This is a genomic window from Gallaecimonas aegicerasi (assembly GCF_045291545.1).
GTDB lineage: Bacteria > Pseudomonadota > Gammaproteobacteria > Enterobacterales > Gallaecimonadaceae > Gallaecimonas.
The window spans coordinates 1,581,512-1,604,380 of sequence record NZ_CP149514.1; the positions used below are offsets into that span (position 1 = coordinate 1,581,512).

General features: G+C 57.5%; 15 protein-coding genes. 8 read left to right on the forward strand and 7 right to left on the reverse strand.

From position 1 onward, the window contains the following. The first annotated feature begins 15 nt into the window (after positions 1-15). The 4 genes from mfd to WDB70_RS07805 are packed head-to-tail and all read left to right on the forward strand — an operon-like array spanning position 16 to position 7,073. On the forward strand, positions 16-3,465 hold the full coding sequence (mfd, locus tag WDB70_RS07790; protein WP_406663103.1) for a transcription-repair coupling factor: 3,450 nt from the start codon (positions 16-18) through the stop codon (positions 3,463-3,465). Beyond that, complete coding sequence (locus WDB70_RS07795) at positions 3,449-4,366, forward strand: CsiV family protein (protein ID WP_406663105.1); 918 nt, start codon at positions 3,449-3,451, stop codon at positions 4,364-4,366. Before mfd ends, WDB70_RS07795 begins: the two co-directional genes overlap by 17 nt. A gap of 11 nt (positions 4,367-4,377) precedes the next feature. Next, positions 4,378-5,460: an ABC transporter substrate-binding protein gene (locus WDB70_RS07800; protein WP_406663107.1), complete on the forward strand. Its 1,083-nt coding sequence runs from the start codon at positions 4,378-4,380 to the stop codon at positions 5,458-5,460. Further along, on the forward strand, positions 5,460-7,073 hold the full coding sequence (locus tag WDB70_RS07805) for a hypothetical protein (protein ID WP_406663109.1): 1,614 nt from the start codon (positions 5,460-5,462) through the stop codon (positions 7,071-7,073). The genes WDB70_RS07800 and WDB70_RS07805 overlap by 1 nt, the downstream gene beginning before the upstream one ends. On the opposite strand, the gene nagZ is transcribed toward WDB70_RS07805, so the two are convergent. The 3 genes from nagZ to WDB70_RS07820 form a co-directional block, all read right to left on the reverse strand. Then, positions 7,034-8,032 carry a beta-N-acetylhexosaminidase gene (gene nagZ, locus WDB70_RS07810; protein ID WP_406663111.1) on the reverse strand — a complete coding sequence of 333 codons (999 nt, stop codon included), beginning with the start codon at positions 8,030-8,032 and terminating at the stop codon, positions 7,034-7,036. The genes WDB70_RS07805 and nagZ overlap by 40 nt on opposite strands. Positions 8,033-8,142: 110 nt before the next feature. After that, positions 8,143-10,467, reverse strand: coding sequence for an acyl-CoA dehydrogenase (locus WDB70_RS07815; RefSeq protein WP_406663113.1), 2,325 nt, complete (start codon positions 10,465-10,467; stop codon positions 8,143-8,145). Between the two features lie 21 nt (positions 10,468-10,488). Next, the gene (locus WDB70_RS07820; protein ID WP_406663115.1) at positions 10,489-11,160 is read right to left on the reverse strand and encodes a TetR/AcrR family transcriptional regulator; all 672 of its coding nucleotides are present in this window, start codon (positions 11,158-11,160) and stop codon (positions 10,489-10,491) included. A 283-nt stretch (positions 11,161-11,443) separates the two neighbouring features. Here WDB70_RS07820 and WDB70_RS07825 point away from each other — a divergent pair, with 283 nt between their 5' ends. Further along, positions 11,444-11,860 carry a hypothetical protein gene (locus tag WDB70_RS07825; RefSeq protein WP_406663117.1) on the forward strand — a complete coding sequence of 139 codons (417 nt, stop codon included), beginning with the start codon at positions 11,444-11,446 and terminating at the stop codon, positions 11,858-11,860. A gap of 30 nt (positions 11,861-11,890) precedes the next feature. Here WDB70_RS07825 and WDB70_RS07830 read toward each other — a convergent pair whose 3' ends face one another. The 3 genes from WDB70_RS07830 to WDB70_RS07840 form a co-directional block, all read right to left on the reverse strand. Then, complete coding sequence (locus tag WDB70_RS07830) at positions 11,891-13,315, reverse strand: carbon starvation protein A (protein ID WP_406663119.1); 1,425 nt, start codon at positions 13,313-13,315, stop codon at positions 11,891-11,893. A gap of 108 nt (positions 13,316-13,423) precedes the next feature. Then, on the reverse strand, positions 13,424-14,125 hold the full coding sequence (gene btsR / locus WDB70_RS07835) for a two-component system response regulator BtsR (protein WP_406663121.1): 702 nt from the start codon (positions 14,123-14,125) through the stop codon (positions 13,424-13,426). Further along, entirely contained in the window at positions 14,122-15,801 is a 1,680-nt protein-coding gene (locus tag WDB70_RS07840; protein WP_406668044.1) for a LytS/YhcK type 5TM receptor domain-containing protein, read from the reverse strand. The genes btsR and WDB70_RS07840 overlap by 4 nt, the downstream gene beginning before the upstream one ends. A 249-nt stretch (positions 15,802-16,050) precedes the next feature. Between WDB70_RS07840 and WDB70_RS07845 the strand changes: the two genes are divergently transcribed. The 3 genes from WDB70_RS07845 to WDB70_RS07855 all read left to right on the forward strand — a co-directional run bounded on the left by WDB70_RS07845 (position 16,051) and on the right by WDB70_RS07855 (position 22,517). Continuing rightward, positions 16,051-17,676, forward strand: coding sequence for an AMP-binding protein (locus WDB70_RS07845; RefSeq protein ID WP_406663123.1), 1,626 nt, complete (start codon positions 16,051-16,053; stop codon positions 17,674-17,676). A gap of 58 nt (positions 17,677-17,734) precedes the next feature. Then, complete coding sequence (locus WDB70_RS07850; protein WP_406663125.1) at positions 17,735-18,940, forward strand: phospholipase D-like domain-containing protein; 1,206 nt, start codon at positions 17,735-17,737, stop codon at positions 18,938-18,940. A 100-nt stretch (positions 18,941-19,040) separates the two neighbouring features. Further along, positions 19,041-22,517 (forward strand): EAL domain-containing protein, encoded by a 3,477-nt coding sequence (locus WDB70_RS07855; RefSeq protein ID WP_406663127.1) that lies wholly within the window; start codon positions 19,041-19,043, stop codon positions 22,515-22,517. Here the strand turns inward: WDB70_RS07855 and WDB70_RS07860 are convergent. Beyond that, the gene (locus WDB70_RS07860) at positions 22,514-22,846 is read right to left on the reverse strand and encodes a hypothetical protein (protein ID WP_406663129.1); all 333 of its coding nucleotides are present in this window, start codon (positions 22,844-22,846) and stop codon (positions 22,514-22,516) included. The genes WDB70_RS07855 and WDB70_RS07860 overlap by 4 nt on opposite strands. Between the last annotated feature and the right edge of the window lie 23 nt (positions 22,847-22,869).

The following is a 22,869-nucleotide window of genomic DNA, read 5'->3' on the forward strand; positions in this document are numbered from 1 at the left end:
TTGCCTACAGGATTTATGAAAGCACTGGATTCTCTGCCACTACCGACTCACGCCGGCGATCGCCAGCACTGGCTCAACCTTGCCGGTGACGCGCAGATCCTGGCCATTGTTGACGCCTGCCAGCGCCATGGTGGTTTCAATCTGCTGATCACCAGCGATAGCCCAACCGCCAACCGGCTGGTTGACGCACTGTCGGCGCTGCTTGACGACGTACAGCTGTTCCCGGACTGGGAAACCCTGCCCTACGACAGCTTTTCGCCGCACCAGGACATTATTTCCGACCGTCTGACCGCCCTTTATCAGTTGCCGCAAAAACGCCGTGGCCTGATGGTGCTGCCGGTGACCACCTTGCTGTCACGGCTGGCGCCACGTCAGTACGTAGAAGGGGCGACGCTGCTGCTGAAAAAAGGCGAACAGCGTTCCCTGGATGCCTTGCGTGAGCAACTCGCTGGCGCCGGTTACCGGCTGGTAGAGCAAGTCATGGAACACGGCGAGTTCGCCGTGCGTGGCGGCTTGATAGATCTCTACCCGATGGGCGAATCCAGCCCGTTTCGGGTCGATTTTTTCGATGACGACATCGACAGCCTGCGCCGCTTTGATCCGGAATCGCAACGCTCCACCGGTGAAGTCGATGCCATTCGCTTACTGCCTGGCCATGAATTCCCCATGACCGGCCCCGGCATCGAGCGTTTTCGTAAGCAATTCAGGGCCCGCTTTGATGCCTCCACGGCACCGGAGTCAATTTACCAGCAGGTCTCCAAAGGCCAGCTACCGCCCGGCATTGAATACTATCTGCCGCTGTTTTTTGAACAGACCGCGACCTTGTTTGATTACCTGCCAGCTGGCACCCAGCTCATCAGTTGTGGCGATTTGGAAAGTGCCATGGGCGCTTTTTGGGCTGATCTGGAATACCGCTTTGAAGAGCGTCGCCATGACCGACTGCGGCCCATTTTGGCGCCCCGGGAACTCTTTATTGATGCTGGCCAGTGCTTTAGTGAGTTGAATCATTATCCGCGGTTGGCGCTGCATCAGGGCAGTGACGTGGAAGGCAAAGGCGGCCAGCATGACGCCGCCGCTCAGGCCTTGCCGGACCTGCGTATAGACCATAAGAAAGAACAGCCACTGGCTGCCCTGCTCGCCTGGCTGGCGGGCCCGACACTGTTTGTAGCCGAATCAGAAGGCCGTCGGGAAGCCTTGCTGACACTGCTCGGCAAGGCCGGCCTGCACCCCAAACGCATTGACCAGCTCGGCTCCTGGCTGGCTTCGCCGTTGCCTGAGCACGGCATTATGGTGGCGCCACTGGAAGCCGGCTGTATTAGCCATTGGCAAGGCCAACCACTGCGGCTGGTGCCGGAGGCTGCCCTGACCGGCCCCCGGGTCAACCAGCGCCGGCGCCGGCAAAAAGACGACGGCATCAATACCGATGCGGTGATCCGCTCATTGGCGGAGCTCAGTATCAGCCAGCCGGTAGTGCACCGGGCCCATGGGGTGGGCCGCTATCAGGGGCTGACTACCCTCAGCGCCGGCGGCGTGGAAGCGGAATACCTGGTTCTTGAATACGCCAAAGGCGACAAAATCTATGTGCCGGTATCGGCGCTGGATCAGATAGCCCGCTACGCCGGCAATGACGAAGCACCGCTGCATCGCCTCGGCAGCGACAGCTGGGAAAAGGCGCGCCGTAAGGCTGCCGAGAAAGTCCGCGACGTCGCCGCCGAGTTACTGGATGTCTATGCTCGCCGCGAAGCCAAGCCCGGCTTTGCCTTCAAGCTCGACGAAGAAGGCTATCAGGCGTTTTGTGCAGCCTTTCCCTTTGAAGAAACCGACGACCAGCTTGATGCCATCAACGCCGTGCTCGGTGACATGACCAGCGCCAGCGCCATGGACCGGCTGGTCTGTGGTGATGTGGGCTTTGGTAAGACCGAAGTGGCCATGCGTGCCGCCTACATTGCCGTTGCCAACAACAAGCAGGTGGCGGTGCTGGTGCCCACCACCTTGCTGGCACAGCAGCATTTTGACAATTTCCGCGACCGCTTTGCCGATGTACCGGTACGCATTGAAGTTATCTCGCGTTTCCAGAGCCCTGCCGAGCAAAAAACCATCTTAAAAGACGCCGCTGAAGGCAAGGTAGACATCCTTATCGGCACCCATAAGCTGCTGCAAAAAGACGTCAAATTTGCCGATCTGGGGCTGCTAGTGGTGGACGAAGAACACCGCTTTGGCGTACGCCAAAAAGAACGCATCAAGCAACTGCGTGCCGAGGTGGACATTCTGACACTGACCGCCACCCCCATTCCCCGTACCCTCAACATGGCCATGTCCGGCATGCGTGATTTGTCGATTATCGCCACAGCGCCGGCGCGGCGACTGGCCATCAAAACCTTTGTGCGCCAGTTTGATAAGGCTCTGGTACGCGAAGCGGTACTGCGGGAAATTCGCCGTGGCGGCCAGGTTTACTACCTGCATAACGAAGTGGAGAGCATTGAAGAAACGGCACAGATGCTCGAAGAACTGGTGCCGGAAGCACGCGTCTCGGTTGCCCACGGCCAGATGCGAGAACGCGAGCTGGAAAAAGTCATGGCCGACTTTTACCACCAGCGTCACAACCTGCTGGTTTGCACCACCATCATTGAAACCGGTATTGATGTGCCGAGCGCCAACACCATCATCATGGACCGCGCCGACAGCCTTGGCCTGGCTCAGCTGCACCAGTTACGGGGCCGGGTTGGCCGCAGTCACCACCAGGCTTATGCCTACCTGATGACACCACACCCCAAGCGCATGACCAAAGACGCAGCCAAGCGCCTGGACGCCATTGCCTCACTGGAAGCCCTGGGGGCAGGCTTTATGCTGGCGACCCAGGATCTGGAAATCCGCGGAGCCGGTGAGCTTCTGGGTGATGAGCAGTCAGGGCAGATTGCCGCTATCGGCTTTGACCTGTATATGGACATGCTCGATGAAGCCGTTGAAGCCCTTAAAGCCGGCAAGGAACCGAGCCTGACCGGGGTACTGGCCGAACAATGCGAAGTGGATCTGCGTTTACCGGCCCTGCTGCCCGAAGATTACATCCACGATGTCGGCACCCGCCTGCAACTGTATAAACGCATTGCCTCGGCCAAAGATAATGGCGCCCTGCGTGAGCTCAGTGTGGAGCTGATTGACCGCTTCGGGCTGCTGCCGCCGGCGGCCAAGAACCTGCTTAGCGTTACCGAGCTGCGGCTGGCAGCCAATCGTCTGGGGATCAGTCGGGTCGATGCATCGGCCGGTGGTATCAGTTTGGAGTTTTCTGAACAAAGCCGCGTTGACCCCGGTTATCTGATTGGCCTTTTACAGCAAAAACCGTCACTCTATCGCCTGGACGGGCCCAGCCGTTTTAAAGTGGACAAACAGCTGGACGACCCGCAACAACGACTCGATGACGTACAGCAACTGCTTGAGGATCTTGCCCGTCATGCCAAAGCTGCTTAAGGGACTGCTACTGTTTACACTGCTGGCTGGCCACGCCGTGGCCGCCACCGTTTTTGATGTTGAGGTGATTATTTTCACCCGCCCCGACACCAGTGACGAAAGCTGGCCCGACAAAGCGCCGCGAGACGGCAAAACCCAGTCCTTACTGGTAGATAAAAGTAAGGCCCTGTGCGCTGCGCCCTGTGACAACCTGCCAAGCGTTGTCACCGGTGACATGACGGCGCCAACGTTATTGTCCACCGCCGCCAGCGGTGCCAGCGCCGCTCTGGGCGACACCTCGTCAGGCAATACCGATCGCAACGCCGCCAGCCAAACCGATAACACTGCTGCTGCCGGTGATGCCAGCAGCATGGCGCCAGCAGCATCCAGCGCCACCGCTACCAACAGCGACAGCGACAGCAGTGATGCCGACAGCACTGAGGTACTGCCACGACTGCTGAACCAGAACGAGCTTGCGCTTAACGCTGAAGCCAAGGCACTGACCCGCTTACCCGGCGCCAAGGTTATCCTGCACACCGGTTGGCGCCTGGCGCCGGTACAACCCCGCTACGCTGTACCAATGGCGGTCATTGCCGGTCGCAACCTGCCGCCCCCCACGGAGCTAATGCAACCGGCAGAAGCACTGCTGAGCCCGGCCTTAAGCGCCGCCAGCAGCACACCGCTGGCCGCGACATCCCTGCTGCCCAGCCCCCTTCGCCCAGAACTTAGCGGTGATATTCAGGTTGCTCTGGACCACTACCTGCTGGTGGATATGGCCCTGAGACTGGACGTACCCCAGGCCGACGGTGAGGCCGATATCATTAAGACTCTGCGCCAAAAACGCCGCCTGAAAAGCGGTGAGCTGCATTACTTTGATAATCCGGCTATGGGTGTGTTGATGCAGATCCGGCCGGTACGGTAACGGGAACGGCGATGCACAGGCCAACAACACGCCGGCGTCGCTACTACTGGCTATGGCTGCTGCTGGCTTTGCCAATGCTGGCCAGCGCTACCATGCGGGTCACCTTTATCAACCCCGCCTCGGCCAGCCAGCCGTTCTGGCTTGATACCGATCAGGCTTTGCAGGCCGCAGCAGCGCAATTAGCAATCAAGCTCACCATCGTCCATGCCCAAGGTGATAAACAAAACGCCTTGCACCTGGCCCAACAAATCATTGACCGGCGCAGCGCTGACTATGTGCTGGCAGTGAATGTCGATGGTGTCGGGCCGGAATTTATCCGCCTGTTCAACCAGGCCAAGATCCCGATAATGCTGGTGCTCAGCGACTTGGGACCCGCCCAGCTGTTAAAAATGGGCCCGCCCCGGCAACGCTTCCCCTACTGGCTGGGCAGCCTTACCCCCGATAACCTGCAAGCCGGTGAGCAGGTTGCCTCTGCCCTGGCCGCCAAGATGCAGGGCCAGAATGCGCTGCTGGCAGCCATTGCCGGGGATCGGGTGACGCCGGCGGGGCTACAACGCCAGGCCGGTTTATTGCGGGCAATTCGCCATCATGGCGGCTTGCATCTGGCCGGTATGCGCTACGGTTTCTGGCAGCAACAGCGCAGCGAGCGGCAAATGCGCAGAATGCTCAAGCGCCACCCCAATATAAAACTGGTCTGGGCAGCTAACGACACCATGGCCAAAGGCGCCATTGCAGCGCTGAAAACAGCCGGTCTGACGCCCGGTCGGGATGTGTTTGTCGGTACTTTCGGTAATGCCCCGCAATCGCTACGGATGCTCAGAAGCGGGGAACTGTCAGTGCTGGCCACAGGGCATTTTCTGGCACCGGCCTATGCGTTGACCTTGTTGTTTGATTACCAGCACGGGGTCGACTTTGGCCGTCGCGACGGCCTGCAGTTGCAGATCCCGCTGTTTCACCTGATGCTGCCGGGCACGGATCTGTTCAACTGGATCGCCAGCCGCGACTGGCAGCGCCTGAACTTCCGGGCCATCAGCAAGGTACTTAACCCCGGCCCCGGCCGCCACGACTTTTCACTGCATTTACGGGAACAGTGATGACCGAACGCCAGCGCCCTCTGGGCCCACGTTTTCTATTAAAAGTACTGCTGTATTCGTCAGTGCTGACAGTGCTGTTTGTGCTGGCCAACCTTTACGCCCGCTATGCCCAGGAAATGGACGAAATTAATCACCGGGTAGAACAGGTCAAGGAAACCAGCCTGCCGGCGCTGGCCCAGTCGGTCTGGGATCTCAATGACGCGCAAATCCATTTGCAACTGCAGGGTATCTTGCGCCTGCCGGACATTGTCTCCACCACCCTGACCACTCCTCAAGGCGATCTACTGACGCTGGGTGAGCCCGGCCAGGCTGACAAACGTGACTACCTGCCGGTGCGGCACGATAAAACCAAGCTGGCCGAGCTGGAGCTGGGGATCAGTTACCAGCGAGTTCGCAACGAACTCTGGCAGTTGGCGCTGGTACTAATGGTTACCCAGGGTATTCGCACCTTTTTGATCTCTTTGTTGGTAGTACTGCTGGTCAGTCGCATGTTTACCCGCCATTTAGAGTCACTGTCAGAGCAGCTGCAGGCTCACCGCCACCGTTTTAAGCTCGATCGCCCGGAACATCTGCGCGATGAGTTTTCCACACTGGTTGATGCCCTCAATACCCTGTCGGTGCAGCGCGATCAGCAAATGGCGGCATTGGCCAATTCCAAGGCCGAACTTAACAACCAGCATCAGAAACTGGCAGAGGAAGTACACCGCCAGACCAAGGCGCTGCGCCAGGAAAACGAGCGGGCGGTGTTGATGGGAGAGCTGGCCGCCATGATGATGGCCGAGCCACTGGAACAACTCGACAAAGTGATACAAAAGGCGCTGGTTCGTCTGGGTGAGCAGTTCCAGCTCACTACCCTGACCCTGTTCGAACAAAACCTGGTGCGCGCTCACTGGCCGGAACAAAGCCCGGTCTGGCCGTTATGGAGCCATGGCGACGCCAAAAAGGTACTGCGTGAAGGAGAGCCGTTTAAGGATCTCGAAGGTGGCGTGTTGGCCCTGCCCCTCCTTGATCAAGGCGTGCAGCGGGGTACCTTGCTGGTAACCGGTCCTCTGGATACCCAGTGGATGCAGCATGTTTATCCGCACCTGTATCGTTTCTCAACTTTCGTTGCGGCACTGCTGAACCGCCAGCAAGGCACCCAGCTTTTCACGCCTATTGGCTGGCAACCACAGCGTCAGAGTTTATGGCAGGACGAGCAGCAAGGTCGCCCGGCACTCAGTGCTATGGCCAATCAGCAGGCTCAGTCCGGCGGCTATTTAACCGTTTTATTGTGGGAATTTCTTGGCACCGAGGTGCCGGGCCCTGACAGCCTGGCAGAGCTGCGAGCCGCCATAGCACACGGTATGCCCGATGCCTTGCTGGTGAAACTGTCAGAACGGTTGCTGCTGGTTGCCGTATCCGGGCCAGGGCCGCGGGCCATTACCACTCTCAGCGAGGCGCTGATGCAGGAGCTGCGCGAGCAAGCCGCGCCGTTAGAAGTGCATGTAGGGGGCTTTTGCCGGGTACCGGCCGCCAATTTGCATTATGAGCAGCTGTTGGAAATGGCCGATGGCGCCCTGTTCCAGGCCCGCTCTCAGCCGCAGGGACTGGTCATAGAAACCAGCAGCGACTGAGCCCTGGCCAGCTGCGCCGGACTGGCTGACGGCGCTTGCCCCTGAAGCGGCGCTAATGCCACCGGCGGCTGCCCGGCCAATACGGCCAGAATCGCCGGTAAGCTGCCCGGATCATTGCAACACAGCAGTAAGTCACAGCCGGCCTTGGCAGCCCCTTGCGCCCGTTCAGCCGGCGTACCTAATCGATGCGCTCCCTTCATGCTCAGATCATCGGAAAAGATCAGCCCCTTAAATGCCAGCTCCCCACGTAAACGGCGGGTCAGCCACCAGGTTGAACTGGAGGCCGGTAATGGATCAACAGCCGGGTACATGACATGTGCCGGCATCAGTGCGGCCAGCCGCTGCTCGCCGATAAGCTGCCGAAAAGGCTGCTCATCCGTGGCACTGATGGTATCCAAAGAACGTTGATCACTGGCTTCTTCAAGGTGCGTGTCACCCTGCACCTGGCCATGCCCCGGATAGTGCTTGGCACAGGCCGCCATGCCACCAACCGCCATACCGGCAATCATTGCGCGCGCCAGGGTAGTTACCGTGGTACTGTCGCGGGCAAAAGCCCGGTCGCCGATCACCGACTGGTTCACCCCCAGATCCAGTACCGGCGCAAAACTCAGGTCGACTCCCAGCGACCGTAATTCTGTTGCCATCACCAGGCCACAGCTCCAGGCCAGGTACTTGGCTACGGCCAGATTGCCGCCACCCAGCGTCAGCAACCAGCCTGGTGCCGGTAAACGGGTAAAGCCCTGACGAAAGCGCTGTACCCGCCCTCCTTCTTGGTCAACGCTGATGATAATGGGCCGGGCCGCGGCTTGCCGGCACTGCTCAACCAAGGCCTTGAGCTGTTCGGGGTGCTGATAGTTACGGCTGAACAAAATCACTCCGGCACAGGCCGGGTGCGCCAGTAGCTGGCGTTCTTGGGGGGTGAGTTGGGTGCCAACCAGATCAATCAGTAATTGCGCCATCAGAGCAGGGATGTTGAAAAATTTGCATCAGTATAACAAGCCTGACTGAGCGGTAAGGCAACAAAAAAAGCCGCCCTAAGGCGGCTTTGGCAGGGGTTGGGAACCCTGAATTAAGCGGCGCTGCTGGCATCCGACGATGACACACCCTGCCCTTCCAGCACGCCGGGAGCAAAATGGTCGACCTGGATGGCCTGATAACGCAGCTGTTCGGCGTGACGGATCTGCTCGGCTTCATCGGCGCTGATGACACTGGCCGCCAAAGCCTGCTCAATCGCCTGATTGAACGGGATCCGCTTGGCAATGGTGCCCTGACGCTGAGCAGAAATGATTTTCTTCTCAGTGCCTGCGGCCCCGACCATGGCTTTGAAAGCCGCTTCCATCAGGCCAATAGCATCCTGTTCATCGTTTGGTACAAAGACCAGGTGCGTGTGGCGGTCACGGGCCACGCCAGGTTGCATCATAGCGCTGGCAATTTGTTCACCCAGCTTGTCTGACGGCATTTTGTAGCGGATCCCAAACGGGAAGACGCTGCGTTTAAGCACTGCCGCCACAACACGGTTATCGAAGTTGGCAAAAAAGCCCTCAAAGGCAACGCCAATTTCCGCCAGCAGTTTTTGCAGGCTGTAATGTACATAAGGCAGATCAGCCACCTGGCGGCCTTCATGCTCATAGCGTTTGAGTACCGCAGACGCCAGATAGAGGTTCGACAACACGTCGCCCAGACGCGCTGACAGCCGCTCACGACGCTTCAAGTCACCACCCAGCATCAGCATGGAAATGTCAGCGCACAATGCCAGCGCTTTTGACATCCGTGACAACTGCTTGTAGTAGCGAGCAGTTTCACCGGAGACCGGTGTGCCATTAAAGGCGGCGCCAGTCAGGCCCTGGAACAAGGCACCAAAATAGTTGCTGACACCAAAGCCGATATGCTTGACCAGCAGGCTGTCAAAGGCCTTCAAACCTTCTTCCGCGTTAGGGTTGGCAGCCGCTTCCATTTCCGCAAACACATAGGGGTGGCAGCGGGTTGCGCCCTGGCCAAAGATCATCAGGTTACGGGTCAGAATATTGGCCCCTTCCACGGTGATCGCCACAGGCATCCCCAGGTAACCATGGCCCAGATAGTTCTGCGGACCAAACTGGATCCCTTTACCGGCGTGGATGTCCATGGCGTGGTCCATGACCTTACGGGCTTTTTCAGTCATGTGGTATTTGGCAATGGCGGTGATCACCGACGGGCTCAGGCCCATGTCCAGGGCGGTAACGGTCAGTCGGCGAGCCGATTCCAATACATAGGTATCAGCGCCAATTTCTGCCATGGCTTCTTGAATACCTTCAAAGCGGCCGATAGACAGGCCAAACTGACGGCGCACATAGCCGTAAGCACCGGTCATGCGGCTGGCCAAGTGGCCCGTTGCCGTACCCAATGCCGGCAGGGAAATACCCCGGCCTGCTGACAGACATTCCACCAGCATGCGCCAGCCTTTACCGGCATAATCCGGGCCACCGATGATCCAATCCAGAGGAATAAAGACATTTTCACCGAAGGTCGGGCCGTTCATGAAGGCCAGGCCCAACGGGAAGTGGCGGTCACCAACCCGCACGCCGGGGTGGTCAGTGGGGATCAGCGCACAGGTAATGCCGATGTCTTTTTTATCACCCAGCAAGCCCTCTGGATCCTTGAGTTTAAAGGCCAGCCCCAGCACTGTGGCGACCGGTGCCAAGGTGATATAGCGCTTGTTCCAGTTCAGACGAATACCCAGTACTTCCTTACCCTCGAACTCGCCTTTGCAGACAACCCCTTCGTCAGGAATGGCGCCGGCATCAGAACCGGCTTCCGGCCCGGTCAGGGCAAAACAAGGCACTTCGCTACCATCTGACAAGCCTGGCAACCAGCGGTCTTTTTGCTCTTGCGTACCGTAGTGCATCAGCAGTTCGCCCGGCCCCAGCGAGTTCGGTACCATGACCGTTACCGCACAGGAAATGGAGCGGGTGGCAATACGCGACACAATGGTGGAGTTGGCTACCGCTGAAAATTCCCGGCCACCGTAGGCCTTGGGAATGATCATGGCGAAGAAGCCTTCTTTTTTCAGGAAATCCCAAACCGGCTTGGGTAAGTCCTTGTCTTCTTGCACAATTTTGTAGTCATCAAGCATTTTCAGCAGGGTTTCGACCTGGTTGTCGAGGAATGCCTGCTCATCTGCGCTCAATTCAGATTGCTTCGTATCCAGCAGTTTCTGCCAGTCCGGCTTACCGCGGAACAGATCGCCATCCCACCAGATGTCACCGGCTTCCATGGCTTCACGTTCTGTCTGCGACAACGGCGGCAGAATCTTTTTAAAGATGCCGAATATCGGTTTAGTAATGAGGTTGCGGCGAATGTCCGGGACCCCCAGGATCACCGCCAGCGCCACCAGAATGATTAATAGCAAGACCATTGTCCTTTCCTCGCTTTTCGATCAGGCGGCCGATGCCGCGCTTTGTGAAGGTTGTTTTACCGTTGGCAGTGGTGCGGTCATTGCCGCAGCCAGATAGGGCACCAAACGGTGGATCAGGCTTTCCATACTGTTTTTCTCGCCGAAGTCACTTTCAGCGATTTCACTGAGCGCCGTACTTGAAGCCATGGTGAACACGATGGTTCCCAGGGTGAAGTGCAAGCGCCAGAACAATTCGTTATCAGGAACCCCAGGTGTTGCCAGCCGTACCGTCGCCATGAAGGCCTGTAAGGCATCACCGTACTGCTCGGTGATAAACCGCCGCAGGTGCCCCTGCTTTTCAGTGTAGCCGCGCCCCAGCAACTGCATAAAAGTGGCAGTACCACGCTCAAAGGAGCTGTCCAGTGCCAGTAACGGCGCAACACAACCGCTCATCACTTCCGGCATGGCCAATGGCTGACCGGCTTCGCTCAGTTGCTCCATGGCGCTGCGGATGTTTGGCATGAACACATCCAGGTAACGCGCCAGTACAGCCTGGATCAGGCTTTTTTTAGAGCCAAAGTGGTAGTTAACCGAGGCCAGATTGACCTCTGCTGCAGACGTGATCATGCGCAGTGACGTGTCATTAAAGCCATGCTCAGCAAAGAGCTGCTCAGCCACATCCAGTATCCGGGTTTTGGTATCCACTCGAGGCATGATGAAACACCAGTATCAAACAGGTGTTTAAAAGGTATGTTTACTGGTACGACTTGTCAAGCAGCTTTCTCTAAGCTGCTCAATCAGCAAAAGAAATTTTTTCTAAAAAAAGTGTGAACTTCGTCAAGTCAGACTGGTCATAAATTGTGCACGGTAAGCGATACCCGTGTGAAACATGTTCTCTCCCTGGACCCGGCAAGCGCCCAACCGTCAATTGAACGCTTGCTGGGCTTTTTTTTACCTGCCGGTTATGCTGCGGTCAGTCTTGATGCCCGGAGCACCCATGAAATCACTTCCCTTATTACTGGCGCTGTTCAGTGGCGGGGCCGCCGCCACCAGCCTGGATGATCAGTTTGGCCATTCTGTATCGCTGGATACTCCTCACCGGCAGATTTTCTTTGCCGCCGACATGGCGGCCGGCAAACTGGTCTATAAGGCCTTTGGCCAGGCCAAGGACGATAAGATGAAAAACGCGGGGGTGCTTTATGTGGCAGACATTTCTGCCATGCCTGGGTTTGTCGCCAAACTCTTTGCCAAACCCAAAATGCGTAAATATCCCTACCGGATGCTGCTGGATGAAAAGGGGCAAGTGACCGCCGACTGGCCACGTCAGGACGACGCAGTTACCATCATCGAAGGGAACAAACACTGGTTCTGCAAGGACGTCAGTTGCTTGCAAAAAGCCTTAGTACAACCATAAAAAAAGCCGGGATAACCCGGCTTTTTTTATTTAGGCTTCATTGGCGGCCATGATGGCCTCTTGGTCTGGTCGGCGCGTCAAGAGCCAGGCCAACACCACCACCGAGCTGGCAATGCCAATGGGGCCGGCGATGTGCAGCGGCAAACCAAAACCGATTTTCGCTGACAGCAGGTAGGCATTAACCACACCGGTCATAAAGGTTGCAGGTACAGAACACACCCAGTGCAGCTTGTCGTGGCGCTTAAGCCAGGCAGCACCCGCCCAGAGCATGATCACGGCAGTCATCTGGTTAGCCCAGCCGAAGTAGCGCCAGATCACGTTGAAGTCCATGCGGCTGATCAGGAAACCAACAGCAAACAGCGGAATGGCAATCATCAGGCGCTTGGCAATGGCTTTTTGATCGAATTTCAGAAAATCCGACAAAATCAGTCGTGCCGCCCGGAACGAGGTATCGCCCGAGGTGATTGGCAGTACCACAACCCCGAGAATGGCCAGTACACCGCCGACTTTACCCAGCAAAGAGGTCGCCACTTCGTTGACGACCGCAGCCGGACCACCGTGGGCCAGGGTTGCGTTCAGGGCTTCCGGACTGTGGTAGAAAGACATCCCCAGGGTGGCCCAGATCAGTGCAATCACCCCTTCGCCAATCATGGCACCGTAAAAAACAAAACGGCCATTGCTTTCGTTTTCCATACAGCGGGCCATCAGCGGTGACTGGGTAGCATGAAAACCAGACAAGGCACCACAAGCAATGGTAATGAACAGCAAGGGCCACAGTGGCAGGTGCTGCGGGTGCAGGTTAGCCAGTGTCAGACCCTGGGCGTAAAACGGTTTACCGCTGACCGCCAGGCCAACCAGCAGACCCACTGACATAAACAGCAACAGCGCACCAAACAGCGGATAGAAACGGCCGATGATTTTATCGATAGGTACGATAGTTGCGATCAGGTAGTAGGCAAAAATGATGGCAACCCATACCGGTACGGAAGTACCAGAGAGATTACCCAACAATTTGGCCGGCCCCAGGGTAAAGACCACCCCGACCAGCAATAGCAGGATCACCGCAAAGCCATTCATGAAATGCCGGGCCACAGTGCCCAACTCACGGCCAACAACGGTGGGCACCGAAGCGCCACCGGCACGCACAGACAGCATGCCAGAGAAATAATCGTGCACGGCACCGGCAAAGATGGAGCCAAATACAATCCACAACAACGCGGTTGGGCCGTACAACGCCCCTAAGATAGGCCCGAAGATGGGCCCGAGACCGGCAATATTGAGCAATTGCACCAGGTACACTTTCTTGGTGGACATCGGTACATAGTCAACGCCGTCATTATTGGCAATCGCCGGAGTCTGGCGCTCTGGCTTGGCGCCGAAGGTCTTCTCGATGAACTTGCCGTAGATGAAGTAGCCGCTCAGTAACAGCGCCACTCCCAATAAAAACCACTGCATTACTTCCCCCTGTAGGTATTGTTGGTTTTGTTTGCCGGCAGCTTAATGAGTTGGCAAGGGCAGTGGCAGCAGCAATTACCTCAGCGGTCAGTAACGCTGACTGAGTGGTTACAGGGGCAGTTGATATTTGTCTTTTAATTGCCGGAAATAACGGCGGGAAACCGGCACTATGGCGCCATGGCGGGTTTCAATTTGTGCGCCGCTGTCCTTGACGGCAATGGCTTTGATGGCATCCGGGTTCACCAGATATTGGCGATGTACCCGTAAGAGAGGCAAGCGGGCTTCCAAGGTTTTCAGGGGTAATTGGCAATGCAGCTCCTCACCACCGGTCTGCACCTGGGTACCGGTCAGGCTGACGTAGGCGCAGTCAATGTCTGCCGGCGCCACCAACCGTACGGTGTTGCCCTGATAGCAGGCCAGCTTTTCCAACGGCGTCGATTCAATTTGCTCTCCGCCCCCCTGCTCTTGCAGGCGCTTTAAGGTGCGGGCCAGGCGCGCAGGGTCGATGGGTTTTAACAGGTAATCCAGCGCTGCTTCATCAAAGGCGTCCAGCGCATATTGCTGGTGAGCGGTGACAAACACCAACAGCGGCCGCGGTGATGGCAATAAGCTGGACACCTCCACACCGGACAGCACCGGCATGTCCACATCCAGGAAAATAACGTCCGGTTGCAGCTCCCGCGCCTTGAGCAGCGCCTCCTTGCCATTTGCCGCCTCCCCCACCACGCTGACACCACCGGCTTCTTCCAGCAATGCCGCCAGCTCTTCGCGGGCCAGAGGTTCGTCGTCAACCAGTAATGCTCGGATCATGCCAGTCCCCCTTCCGGCCAGCTCAATTCTGCCCGGGTAAATTGCCCCGGCTGATGCCGAAGCCGCAACACACAGTCACAGCCCAGGGCGGCAAAACGCTCGCGCACCAGCGTCAGCCCCAATCCATCCGTTTGTTTGGGGAGCTGGGCGGCACTGTCTTCAACAGCCACCAGCACCCGCCCCTGCTGACGCTCAGCGCTGAGTGTTACCACGCCACCATTTTCAGCGCGGCTGATACCATGCTTGATGGCATTTTCCACCAGTGTCTGAATGGCCAATGCCGGCACTGGCTGTTCCTCCAGGCCATCAGCCAGGGTGGCGCTAAAAGCCAGCCGCTCACCAAAGCGGGCTTGCTCTATCGTCAGATAATGGCTGACGTGTTGAAATTCCTGAGCCAGTGATACCGTTACCGTACCCCGGCTAAGGTTGCCCCGTAAAAATTCCGCCAGGTGCAAAATCAGGCTGCGTGCCTGCTCCGGGGTACGGCGCAGTACGGCCGCTACCGTATTGAGGCTGTTAAAAAGAAAGTGCGGGTTAACCTTGGCCTCCAGTGCCCGCAGCTCAGCCTCCGCCAGCAAAGCCCGGCTGGCCTGCAACTGGCTGTGTAGCAGCTGATTGGACAACACCCCGGCAATGCCTTCGCCCAGTGCCCGGTTAAGGTTGCGAAACAGCCGCCGCTTCGGCTCATACAGCTTGATGGTGCCCACCACATCCTGCTCGCCCTTGAGTGGCACCACCAGCGAGGATCCCAGCTCACAGTCACTGCGAATGGAACACTGATAAGGTGTTGCCAGGCCATCGGCAAACACCACTTTATTCTGGGCAATGGCTTCAAGGGTAATGGCCGAGGCAATTGGCCGGCCCACCTGGTGGTGGTCTGCCCCCATGCCGGTAAACGCCAGGATCTGTTGCCGATCGGTAATGGCTACCGCCGCCACCGACGTTTCATCCTTGACCACATCGGCGATGGCCTGGGCAGAGCGGGCATTGAGCCCGTCATCAAGTAACCCCACGCAGCGCTGGGCAATGCGCAATGCCCGCTGTGATACCCGCCCAGCCAGTTCATCAGCCTGAAACTTGGCATCACGAATGAAGCTCATAAACAGGGCTGCCCCCAAAGCGTTAGCCAGCATCATGGGTAGCGCTATGACTTTCACCAGGGCCAGAGCGTGGTCAAAAGGTTCAGCAATGGTCAGGATAATCGCCATCTGGCTCCCTTCCGCCAGTACGCCCAGCCACAAGGCCTGCCAGGGATTAAAAATCCGCTCGGTTTGGCCACGGCGCTGCCAGAAGGCGTGCACCAGGCCTGCCATCAAGCCTTCCCAGGTTGTTGAGATAGCACAGGCCAGGTCAGTAAAGCCGCCTAGCGAATAGCGGTGCAGGCCACCGGTCAGTCCTACGGCGATCCCCACCAAAGGGCCGCCAAGCAGGCCGCCAAGAATGGCGCCGATAGCCCGGGTATTGGCAATGGCATCCAGTGTCTGCTGGCCAAAATAGGTTCCCATGATGCAAAAGCCGGAAAAAATGGCATACACCATCAGCTTGTGAATCGGCCAGGCCGACAGATTGGCCAATGGCCGAAACAGTTTGGTTTTGGAAAACAGGTAGGCGATCAGCAAATACACGCTCATTTGCTGGAATAGCGGCACTACCAGTTGCAGGTTGAGGCTGGTCATCAACGTCATGGCTTACTGAATGTGGCTCGATCATGACCGCAAAAACGCCGATGAACAAGCCAGCTTGCCAGCCGCAGGCCAAGACAGCGCCATCATGGCCACTTAAGTAACTCAGCTACCTAAGCTTTTACTGTTTCGCCGGTCAAAAGTGCCGGTGCCATTGTGCTCATTAGACAAAAGCCTAAATGTAGCGGCTGGCTGGCCGTGCTAAATCTTGCAATCAGATTGCAGGAGAAGGAGCTCAGGCGCATGGCGCTTGATGACAGTATTTTCGTCGGCGACGCCAGTATTCCCTTGTTGCAGGCAACATTGGGCGATTGCCTGCGCCGCCAGGCCCGCCATTATGCCGAGCAGACTGCGCTTATCGTCCCTGAGCAACAGATCCACTGGGATTACACCACCTTAAAAGAACAGGTAGACCGGCTGGCAATTGGCCTGGCACGCCTGGGCGTTGAAAAAGGTGACCGCATTGCCTTGTGGGCACCGCCTTGTTGCCAGTGGCTGTTGTGCCAGTTGGCGGCGGCCCGCCTCGGCGCCATCATTGTACCGTTAAGTACACACCTGGAAGTTCAGGAACTGCTTGGCCCGCTAACACAAGTGGGTGCCAGTATTCTGTTTTACGCCCCCGAGCTCGACAGCACTGGCCGTTTGTTAAGCCTGCTTCCAGAGCTGGCTCGCCAAGATGCCAGCCAACCGTTATACAGCCGTACGGCGCCGCGGCTACGGCACCTGGTCAGTTGCCATGGTGTACGGCCCGGAACATTAGCCTTTGACTGGCTGATGACTGACACCAGCGCAGAAGAAATTGCCGCCCTTGACGCCCTGGATTTGCAACCTAGTGACCCGGCCGTGGTGTTATTTACCTCGGGCAGTACTCAGCAGCCCCGGGCGGTAATACACAGCCACTTTGGCATTATTAACAATGCCCGGCTGGTGGCCATGGAACTGGGCATCGACAGTGCTGACAGCATCTGCCACAGCCTGCCGTTCTACCACTGTTTTGGCTTGGTGCTGGGGCCCATGCTCAGCCTGATCCAGGGCGCCACGGCAGTGGTGCCGGGGCAAAACAGTACGGCCATCGCGGACATCTGCCAGCGCCAGCAATGCAGCGTGCTGATGGCTTTTCCTGCCACCGTAGAAGCCCTGGCAGCACAATGGGGCCAGCATTGGCCAGCCGCCCTGCGATTAGGGGTAATGGTGGGTGCCCAATGTCCGAGCGCCGTGCAGGCACAGCTCGCCTCAGGGCCAGCCTGGGTCATGGCCTATGGGCAAACCGAGTCTGGCGCCATTAATCACTTGGGGCACCTGGTGCCGGCTCAGGGAACCGTCGGCCGGGCGGCGGCGCATCAGGAGGTCAAACTGGTCGACAGCCATGGCGAGCTGGTGCCCCGTGGGGTTCGCGGTGAAGTCTGTGTGCGTAGCTATGCCCTGATGCAAGGCTATTGGCCGCCTGGTTCAAGCTCTGATATTGACAGCAGCGGCTGGCTGCACACCGGCGATATTGGCGTCATGGACGAGCACGGTAATGTGGAAATTGTTGGCCGCACGCAAGACATTATCATGCGCGATGGTGAGGCCATCTCGCCGCGGGAAATTGAACAGTTTTATCAACGCCATCCACAGGTAAAAGCTATACGGGTGTTTGGTCTGCCCGGCGAGTCCGACAGCCAACGATTATGTGCCTGGGTACAGGCGACGGATGGCGCCTCGCTCAGTGCCGATAGCCTGCGCCAGTTTGCCGCCGGGCAGCTCAGTCAGGTGAAAATTCCCGAGTACTTTCACTTTGTCAGCCAGTTTCCGCTGACGGCTGCCGGAAAAGTGCAAACCTATCGGATGCGTGAAAAAATGCTGCAACTTCTGGACGATAGGCTCTGACGCCGGTGCTTTTTGCTGCTAAGGTAGCAGCCAACCATGATGCTGGTAGCTTGAATTAATGAAAAAACGTTTGCTTCCCCTGCTGTTACTGAGCCTCAGTGCCCATGCAAAATTTACCATCCCTGGTTTTGAGCTGGTCTACACCACGCCTGTCGAAACAACCCTGACAAACCCGGACTTACGAGACCCCGTCACCGTCTGGGATGGTTTGTTCGACAGTGCCAAAACACGCATCGACATTGCCCAGTTTTATGTTTCCTCCCAGGCCGGAGAGCCACTGGCCACCGTCATTGAGCACCTGCGCCAAGCCGGGCAGCGCGGTGTTAAAATTCGTTTTTTGATGGACCAACACGGCCTGCGCGCCGCCGACCCGGCCACCATCAAAACCCTCAAGGCCATTCCCAACCTGACCTTCCGATTGATTGACTACAACAAGGTCGGTGGCGGCATCATTCATGCCAAATACATGGTGATTGACGGTAAAGCCGCTTATGTTGGCAGCCAGAACTTTGACTGGCGTTCACTCAAGCACATTCACGAAGCCGGCTTGCGGATCACCGAACAGCCCATGGTCAGCCAGATCCAGGCCATTTTTAATATTGACTGGCAAGCCCAACAACTGCTGGCGGCGGGTAAACCCGTACCGGTTCTGAACCAACAGCCGGTGCTGGCCAATGAGCAGCAACCGGCCTATCTGGTTGCCAGCCCGAATGCCTATAACCCGCCAGGCGTTGGAGATTCCCAGTCAGAGCTGCCACGGCTGCTCGACAAAGCGCAGCATCAGGTGCTGATCCAGGTGATGGAATATGCGCCGCTGTCTTATGCCACTGGCCGCCGCCCTTACTACGCCGTGATTGATGATGCTATCCGCCGCACCGCCCAACGTGGCGTCAAAATCGAGCTGATGGTGGCCGACTGGAACACCAAAGAGCCGGAGCTCAGTTACCTGAAAAGCCTGCAGGTACTGCCAAATGTCACCGTCAAAATCGTCACCCTGCCCCAGGCCAGCCAGGGCTTTATTCCCTATGCGCGGGTGATGCACACCAAAACCATGACCATCGACGGCAAAATCGCCTGGCTTGGCACCAGTAACTGGGAAGGCGGTTATCTGGATAACTCCCGGAACCTGGAAGTGGTGATGAACAGCCCGAAAATGGCTAAACGCCTGGCTGAATTGCACCAGCAGCTGTGGAACAGCCGTTATGCCAAGGTGCTGGATATCAATCGCCAATATCCCAAGCCACATCCTGGCAGCGCCAACTGAGCATCGGCGCCCGCGTTAGGCGGGCGCCAGCTTTTTACAGAGCCCGGCATTCTTTGCTAGCTTTCATAAAACACTGATATAACAACCATGCATCAACGACATGTCTTTTCCGATGACTGCTCGGTTAGCTAAGTTCCTGACAACAGCACTGCTGATGCTGACGGCCAGCAGTTATGCCAGCCCGGCGGAGCCTGACTTTTCGACGCTGTTTAGCCGCTCCAACGTACCGATGCTGTTGGTTGAACCGGCCAGCGGCAACATTGTTAAAGCCAATGCCGCTGCTGCGGAGTTTTATGGCTATAGCCAGCCGCAGTTACAGCAAAAAAACATTAATCAAATCAACAGCCTCAGCCCGGCGCAAATCAACACCGAGCGGCAGTTAGCCAAGCAGGAAAAACGCCACTTTTTCCTCTTCCGCCATCGCCTGGCAGACGGCACTCTCAAGCCGGTTGCGGTCTATTCACGGCCCTATCAGTTCAATGGCCAGACATTATTGCTGTCGATGGTGATCGATCGCAGCAATTCCTTTATCCAGACCGCCGACAACCAGCACTATCAGCAGCGCCTGGAGCAATTGGTGGATGCCAAAGTCGCCGAAGTGAAACAGCTGCGCAACGACCAAACCGCCACTCTGATTGCCGCCATCCTGGTACAAATGGCGATTATTCTGGCGCTGTTTATTACCGCCCGGCGTTACCGGCGGCTACGTAATCAGTACCGCACGACAGAAGCACTGCAACGCAGCATCATGGATGCGGCCGCTACCTATGCCTTTATTACTACCGACACTGACGGCATCATCAGCAGCCTCAACAGCAGTGCTGAGCGTATGCTTGGCTACAGTGCCGAGGAGCTGGTCGGTAAAGCCACACCGGCCATATTGCATGTACCGGAAGAGCTGGAACAACGTCGCGCAGAGCTGACCCTAGAAATGGGCCGGCCGGTTACTGATCAGGAAGTATTACTGGGTCATATCAAACAAAAAGGCGTGGAAAAGCGGCACTGGACCCACCGCCACAAAAATGGCCATACCTTCCCGGTGGCCCTGACGATTACCCCGATATTCGACGCCAAGGGCTTACTGAGCGGTTATCTGGGTGTCACTGAAGACATCAGCCACCGCCAGGCCCGGGAAAAAGCGCTGCGCGACAGCCAGCGGCTCTACCATTCACTGGTTGCAGCCCTGAGCGAAGGTGTTGTCACCCGTGACAAGGAAGGCCAGGTGCTGGCTTATAACGATGCCGCGCTGACCATGCTGGGACTCAGTGCCGAACAGTTGCTGGCCAGCTCCTGGCCAGAACTGGCCAGCGGTGCAGTGCATGAGGATATGCGTCCCTTCGCAGCCGACCAGCACCCCAGTCAGGTGACGGTGCGCACCGGCAGGCCGCTGGTTAATGTGGTCATGGGAATTTATGTCAAAGAGCAGCTGCGCTGGCTCAGCGGTAACACCGTGCCATTACTGGATGAAAATACCGGCCAGCCCTACGCCGTGGTCACCACCTTCGTTGATATTACCGAACGCAAACACAACGAAACCCAGCTGCAATTAGCCGCCAGCGTGTTTGAAAACAGCTACGAAGGCATCATGATCTGTGATGCTGAAAACTGCATCATTGACGTCAACCCCGCCTTCACTCGCATCACCGGCTATGAACCGGAAGAAATCTGCGGCCAGGACCCTAGCATTCTCGCCTCCGGCCTGCAGGGCCAGCAGTTTTACGACGATATGTGGCAATGCCTGCAACAAAGTGGCAGCTGGCGCGGAGAGATCTGGAACCGCCGCAAGTCCGGTGAGGTGTACGCAGAGCTGTTGGCTATTTCGATGGTACGGGATGCCCAAGGCCAGCTTAAAAATTACATTGGAGTGTTTTCTGACATCAGCCAGATCAAGGCCCATGAAACCGAGCTGGCACACATCGCCCACTATGATCCGCTGACCGGCCTGCCGAACCGGCGGCTGCTGAACGAACTGCTGAGCCGGGCAATGCTCCGCGCCGAGCGCAACAGCGAACGTATTGCCATTTGCTTTATTGATCTTGACGGCTTTAAGCCCGTCAACGACCTGTATGGCCACCAGGCCGGTGACCGACTCCTGGTAGAAATTGCCCAGCGCCTGCAAAACGTGCTGCGCCAGTCAGACACGGTATCGCGCCTCGGTGGTGATGAGTTCGTGGTGTTGCTCAGTGAAGAGGAACACCATGTCAACCTGGCCACACCACTGGAACGGCTGATGAACGCGATCCGCACCCCGGTGGTCATCGACGGCCACAAGTTGCAGGTGTCAGCCAGTATCGGTGTCACCCTGTTCCCTGACGACAATGCCGACGCGGATATTCTGCTTCGCCATGCCGATCAGGCGATGTATCAGGCCAAACAGGCCGGCAAGAACCAATTCCGGGTCTTTGATGTAGAAGCCAGCCAACGCGCCGATCAGGCTCAAAGCGGTATCAGTCGGCTGCATCAGGCCATCATCAACAATGAAATGCGCCTGTTCTACCAGCCCAAGGTTGATCTCAACAGTGGCGAGATCATCGGAGCAGAAGCCTTGATCCGCTGGCAGCACCCTGAGCAGGGGCTACGCCTGCCTGGTGATTTTCTGCCCAACCTGCTGGGCAGCGAACTGGACATTATTCTTGGCAACTGGGTTATGGATAATGCCTGTGCCCAATTGGCCGACTGGTACGATCAAGGCTGGCAGCTGACCCTGTCTATCAACATCAGTGCCGCACATTTGCTGTCGCACGGCTTTATTGAGCACCTCAGAGATACCTTGGCCCGTTACCCACAGATGCCTAAGGATGCTCTTGAGCTGGAAATTGTTGAAACAGCCACCTTGCATGACCTCAATCTGGCGGCCCGGGTACTGCACCAGAGCCGACTGCTGGGGGTACGCACCGCCCTGGACGACTTCGGCACCGGCTATGCGTCGCTGACCTACCTGCGCCGCCTGCCGATTGATACCCTGAAAATCGACCAGAGTTTTGTCCGTGACATGCTTGATGACCCGAACGATTTGAGTATCGTCGAGAACATCATCAATATGGCCTATGCCTTTAACCGCTCGGTCATTGCCGAAGGGGTTGAGTCCATTGAGCATGCCCGCTTGCTGCGCCAACTTGGTTGCCGGCTGGCACAAGGCTACGGCATTGCCAAGCCGATGCCTGCCGGGCAATTTGAACAGTGGCGGCAGCAATGGCTGCAAGCCCCGAAATGGCGCAGTGAGACCCTGCCCGCCCTGCATCCGTTACCGGCGCTACGGGCGGCCAAAGTAGCCCACCAAAAGTGGTCAGAAAGGGTGATGCAGTGCATCGGCGCGGAGCAGATCCCCGAAGATCTACACCTGGACCCACATCACTGCGGGTTTGGTCAGTGGTATGCCACCGCCGGGATGGCCCAGTACGGCACGCTCAGCCGCTTCAAGACCATCCGCTCCTTGCATGATAATGTGCACCGCTTGGCGGCCGCCGTGATCACCGACAACGGCCAGGATGCCGCCTTGCAGGCACAGTTTGCCAAGGCCCGGGATCTCTTACTGATCGAAATCGACACACTGATTGATACGCTCACCGAACATTAACGGTGAGTGCGGCTCTGCCACCAGGGCGGCGGCGTCAGCTCTGGTGGCAGGCTCTGATCGCGCGGGGTCATGTAGTCGCGACAGCTCTTGCTTTGGTCATGCAGCACCGACTGGCAGAACTGCTGATTACCGTCCCGCCAGCCGGCCAGATAATCAGCCCCGGAAAAATGCAGTGGGCAGGCACTTTGCAGGTAATCAAGCCGAGGGTAATGGCCACCCAGGCCATCCTGAAAACCGTCCTGACGCCAGGCTTTATACTGACAATCAAGCACAGTGGTGCTACATCCCGCTAAAAGCAGTACCGTCGTCAGCACGCCAATTGCTTTCATTGCACCCTCCGCTGTTTTTTTCA

Bases quoted from the DNA above. Each gene is read 5' to 3' on its own strand.
- mfd (WP_406663103.1), top strand. From the start codon at position 16: ATGAAAGCACTGGATTCTCTGCCACTACCGACTCACGCCGGCGATCGC.
- WDB70_RS07795 (WP_406663105.1), top strand. From the start codon at position 3,449: ATGCCAAAGCTGCTTAAGGGACTGCTACTGTTTACACTGCTGGCTGGC.
- WDB70_RS07800 (WP_406663107.1), top strand. From the start codon at position 4,378: ATGCACAGGCCAACAACACGCCGGCGTCGCTACTACTGGCTATGGCTG.
- WDB70_RS07805 (WP_406663109.1), top strand. From the start codon at position 5,460: ATGACCGAACGCCAGCGCCCTCTGGGCCCACGTTTTCTATTAAAAGTA.
- nagZ (WP_406663111.1), bottom strand. From the start codon at position 8,032: ATGGCGCAATTACTGATTGATCTGGTTGGCACCCAACTCACCCCCCAA.
- WDB70_RS07815 (WP_406663113.1), bottom strand. From the start codon at position 10,467: ATGGTCTTGCTATTAATCATTCTGGTGGCGCTGGCGGTGATCCTGGGG.
- WDB70_RS07820 (WP_406663115.1), bottom strand. From the start codon at position 11,160: ATGCCTCGAGTGGATACCAAAACCCGGATACTGGATGTGGCTGAGCAG.
- WDB70_RS07825 (WP_406663117.1), top strand. From the start codon at position 11,444: ATGAAATCACTTCCCTTATTACTGGCGCTGTTCAGTGGCGGGGCCGCC.
- WDB70_RS07830 (WP_406663119.1), bottom strand. From the start codon at position 13,315: ATGCAGTGGTTTTTATTGGGAGTGGCGCTGTTACTGAGCGGCTACTTC.
- btsR (WP_406663121.1), bottom strand. From the start codon at position 14,125: ATGATCCGAGCATTACTGGTTGACGACGAACCTCTGGCCCGCGAAGAG.
- WDB70_RS07840 (WP_406668044.1), bottom strand. From the start codon at position 15,801: ATGACCAGCCTCAACCTGCAACTGGTAGTGCCGCTATTCCAGCAAATG.
- WDB70_RS07845 (WP_406663123.1), top strand. From the start codon at position 16,051: ATGGCGCTTGATGACAGTATTTTCGTCGGCGACGCCAGTATTCCCTTG.
- WDB70_RS07850 (WP_406663125.1), top strand. From the start codon at position 17,735: ATGAAAAAACGTTTGCTTCCCCTGCTGTTACTGAGCCTCAGTGCCCAT.
- WDB70_RS07855 (WP_406663127.1), top strand. From the start codon at position 19,041: ATGTCTTTTCCGATGACTGCTCGGTTAGCTAAGTTCCTGACAACAGCA.
- WDB70_RS07860 (WP_406663129.1), bottom strand. From the start codon at position 22,846: ATGAAAGCAATTGGCGTGCTGACGACGGTACTGCTTTTAGCGGGATGT.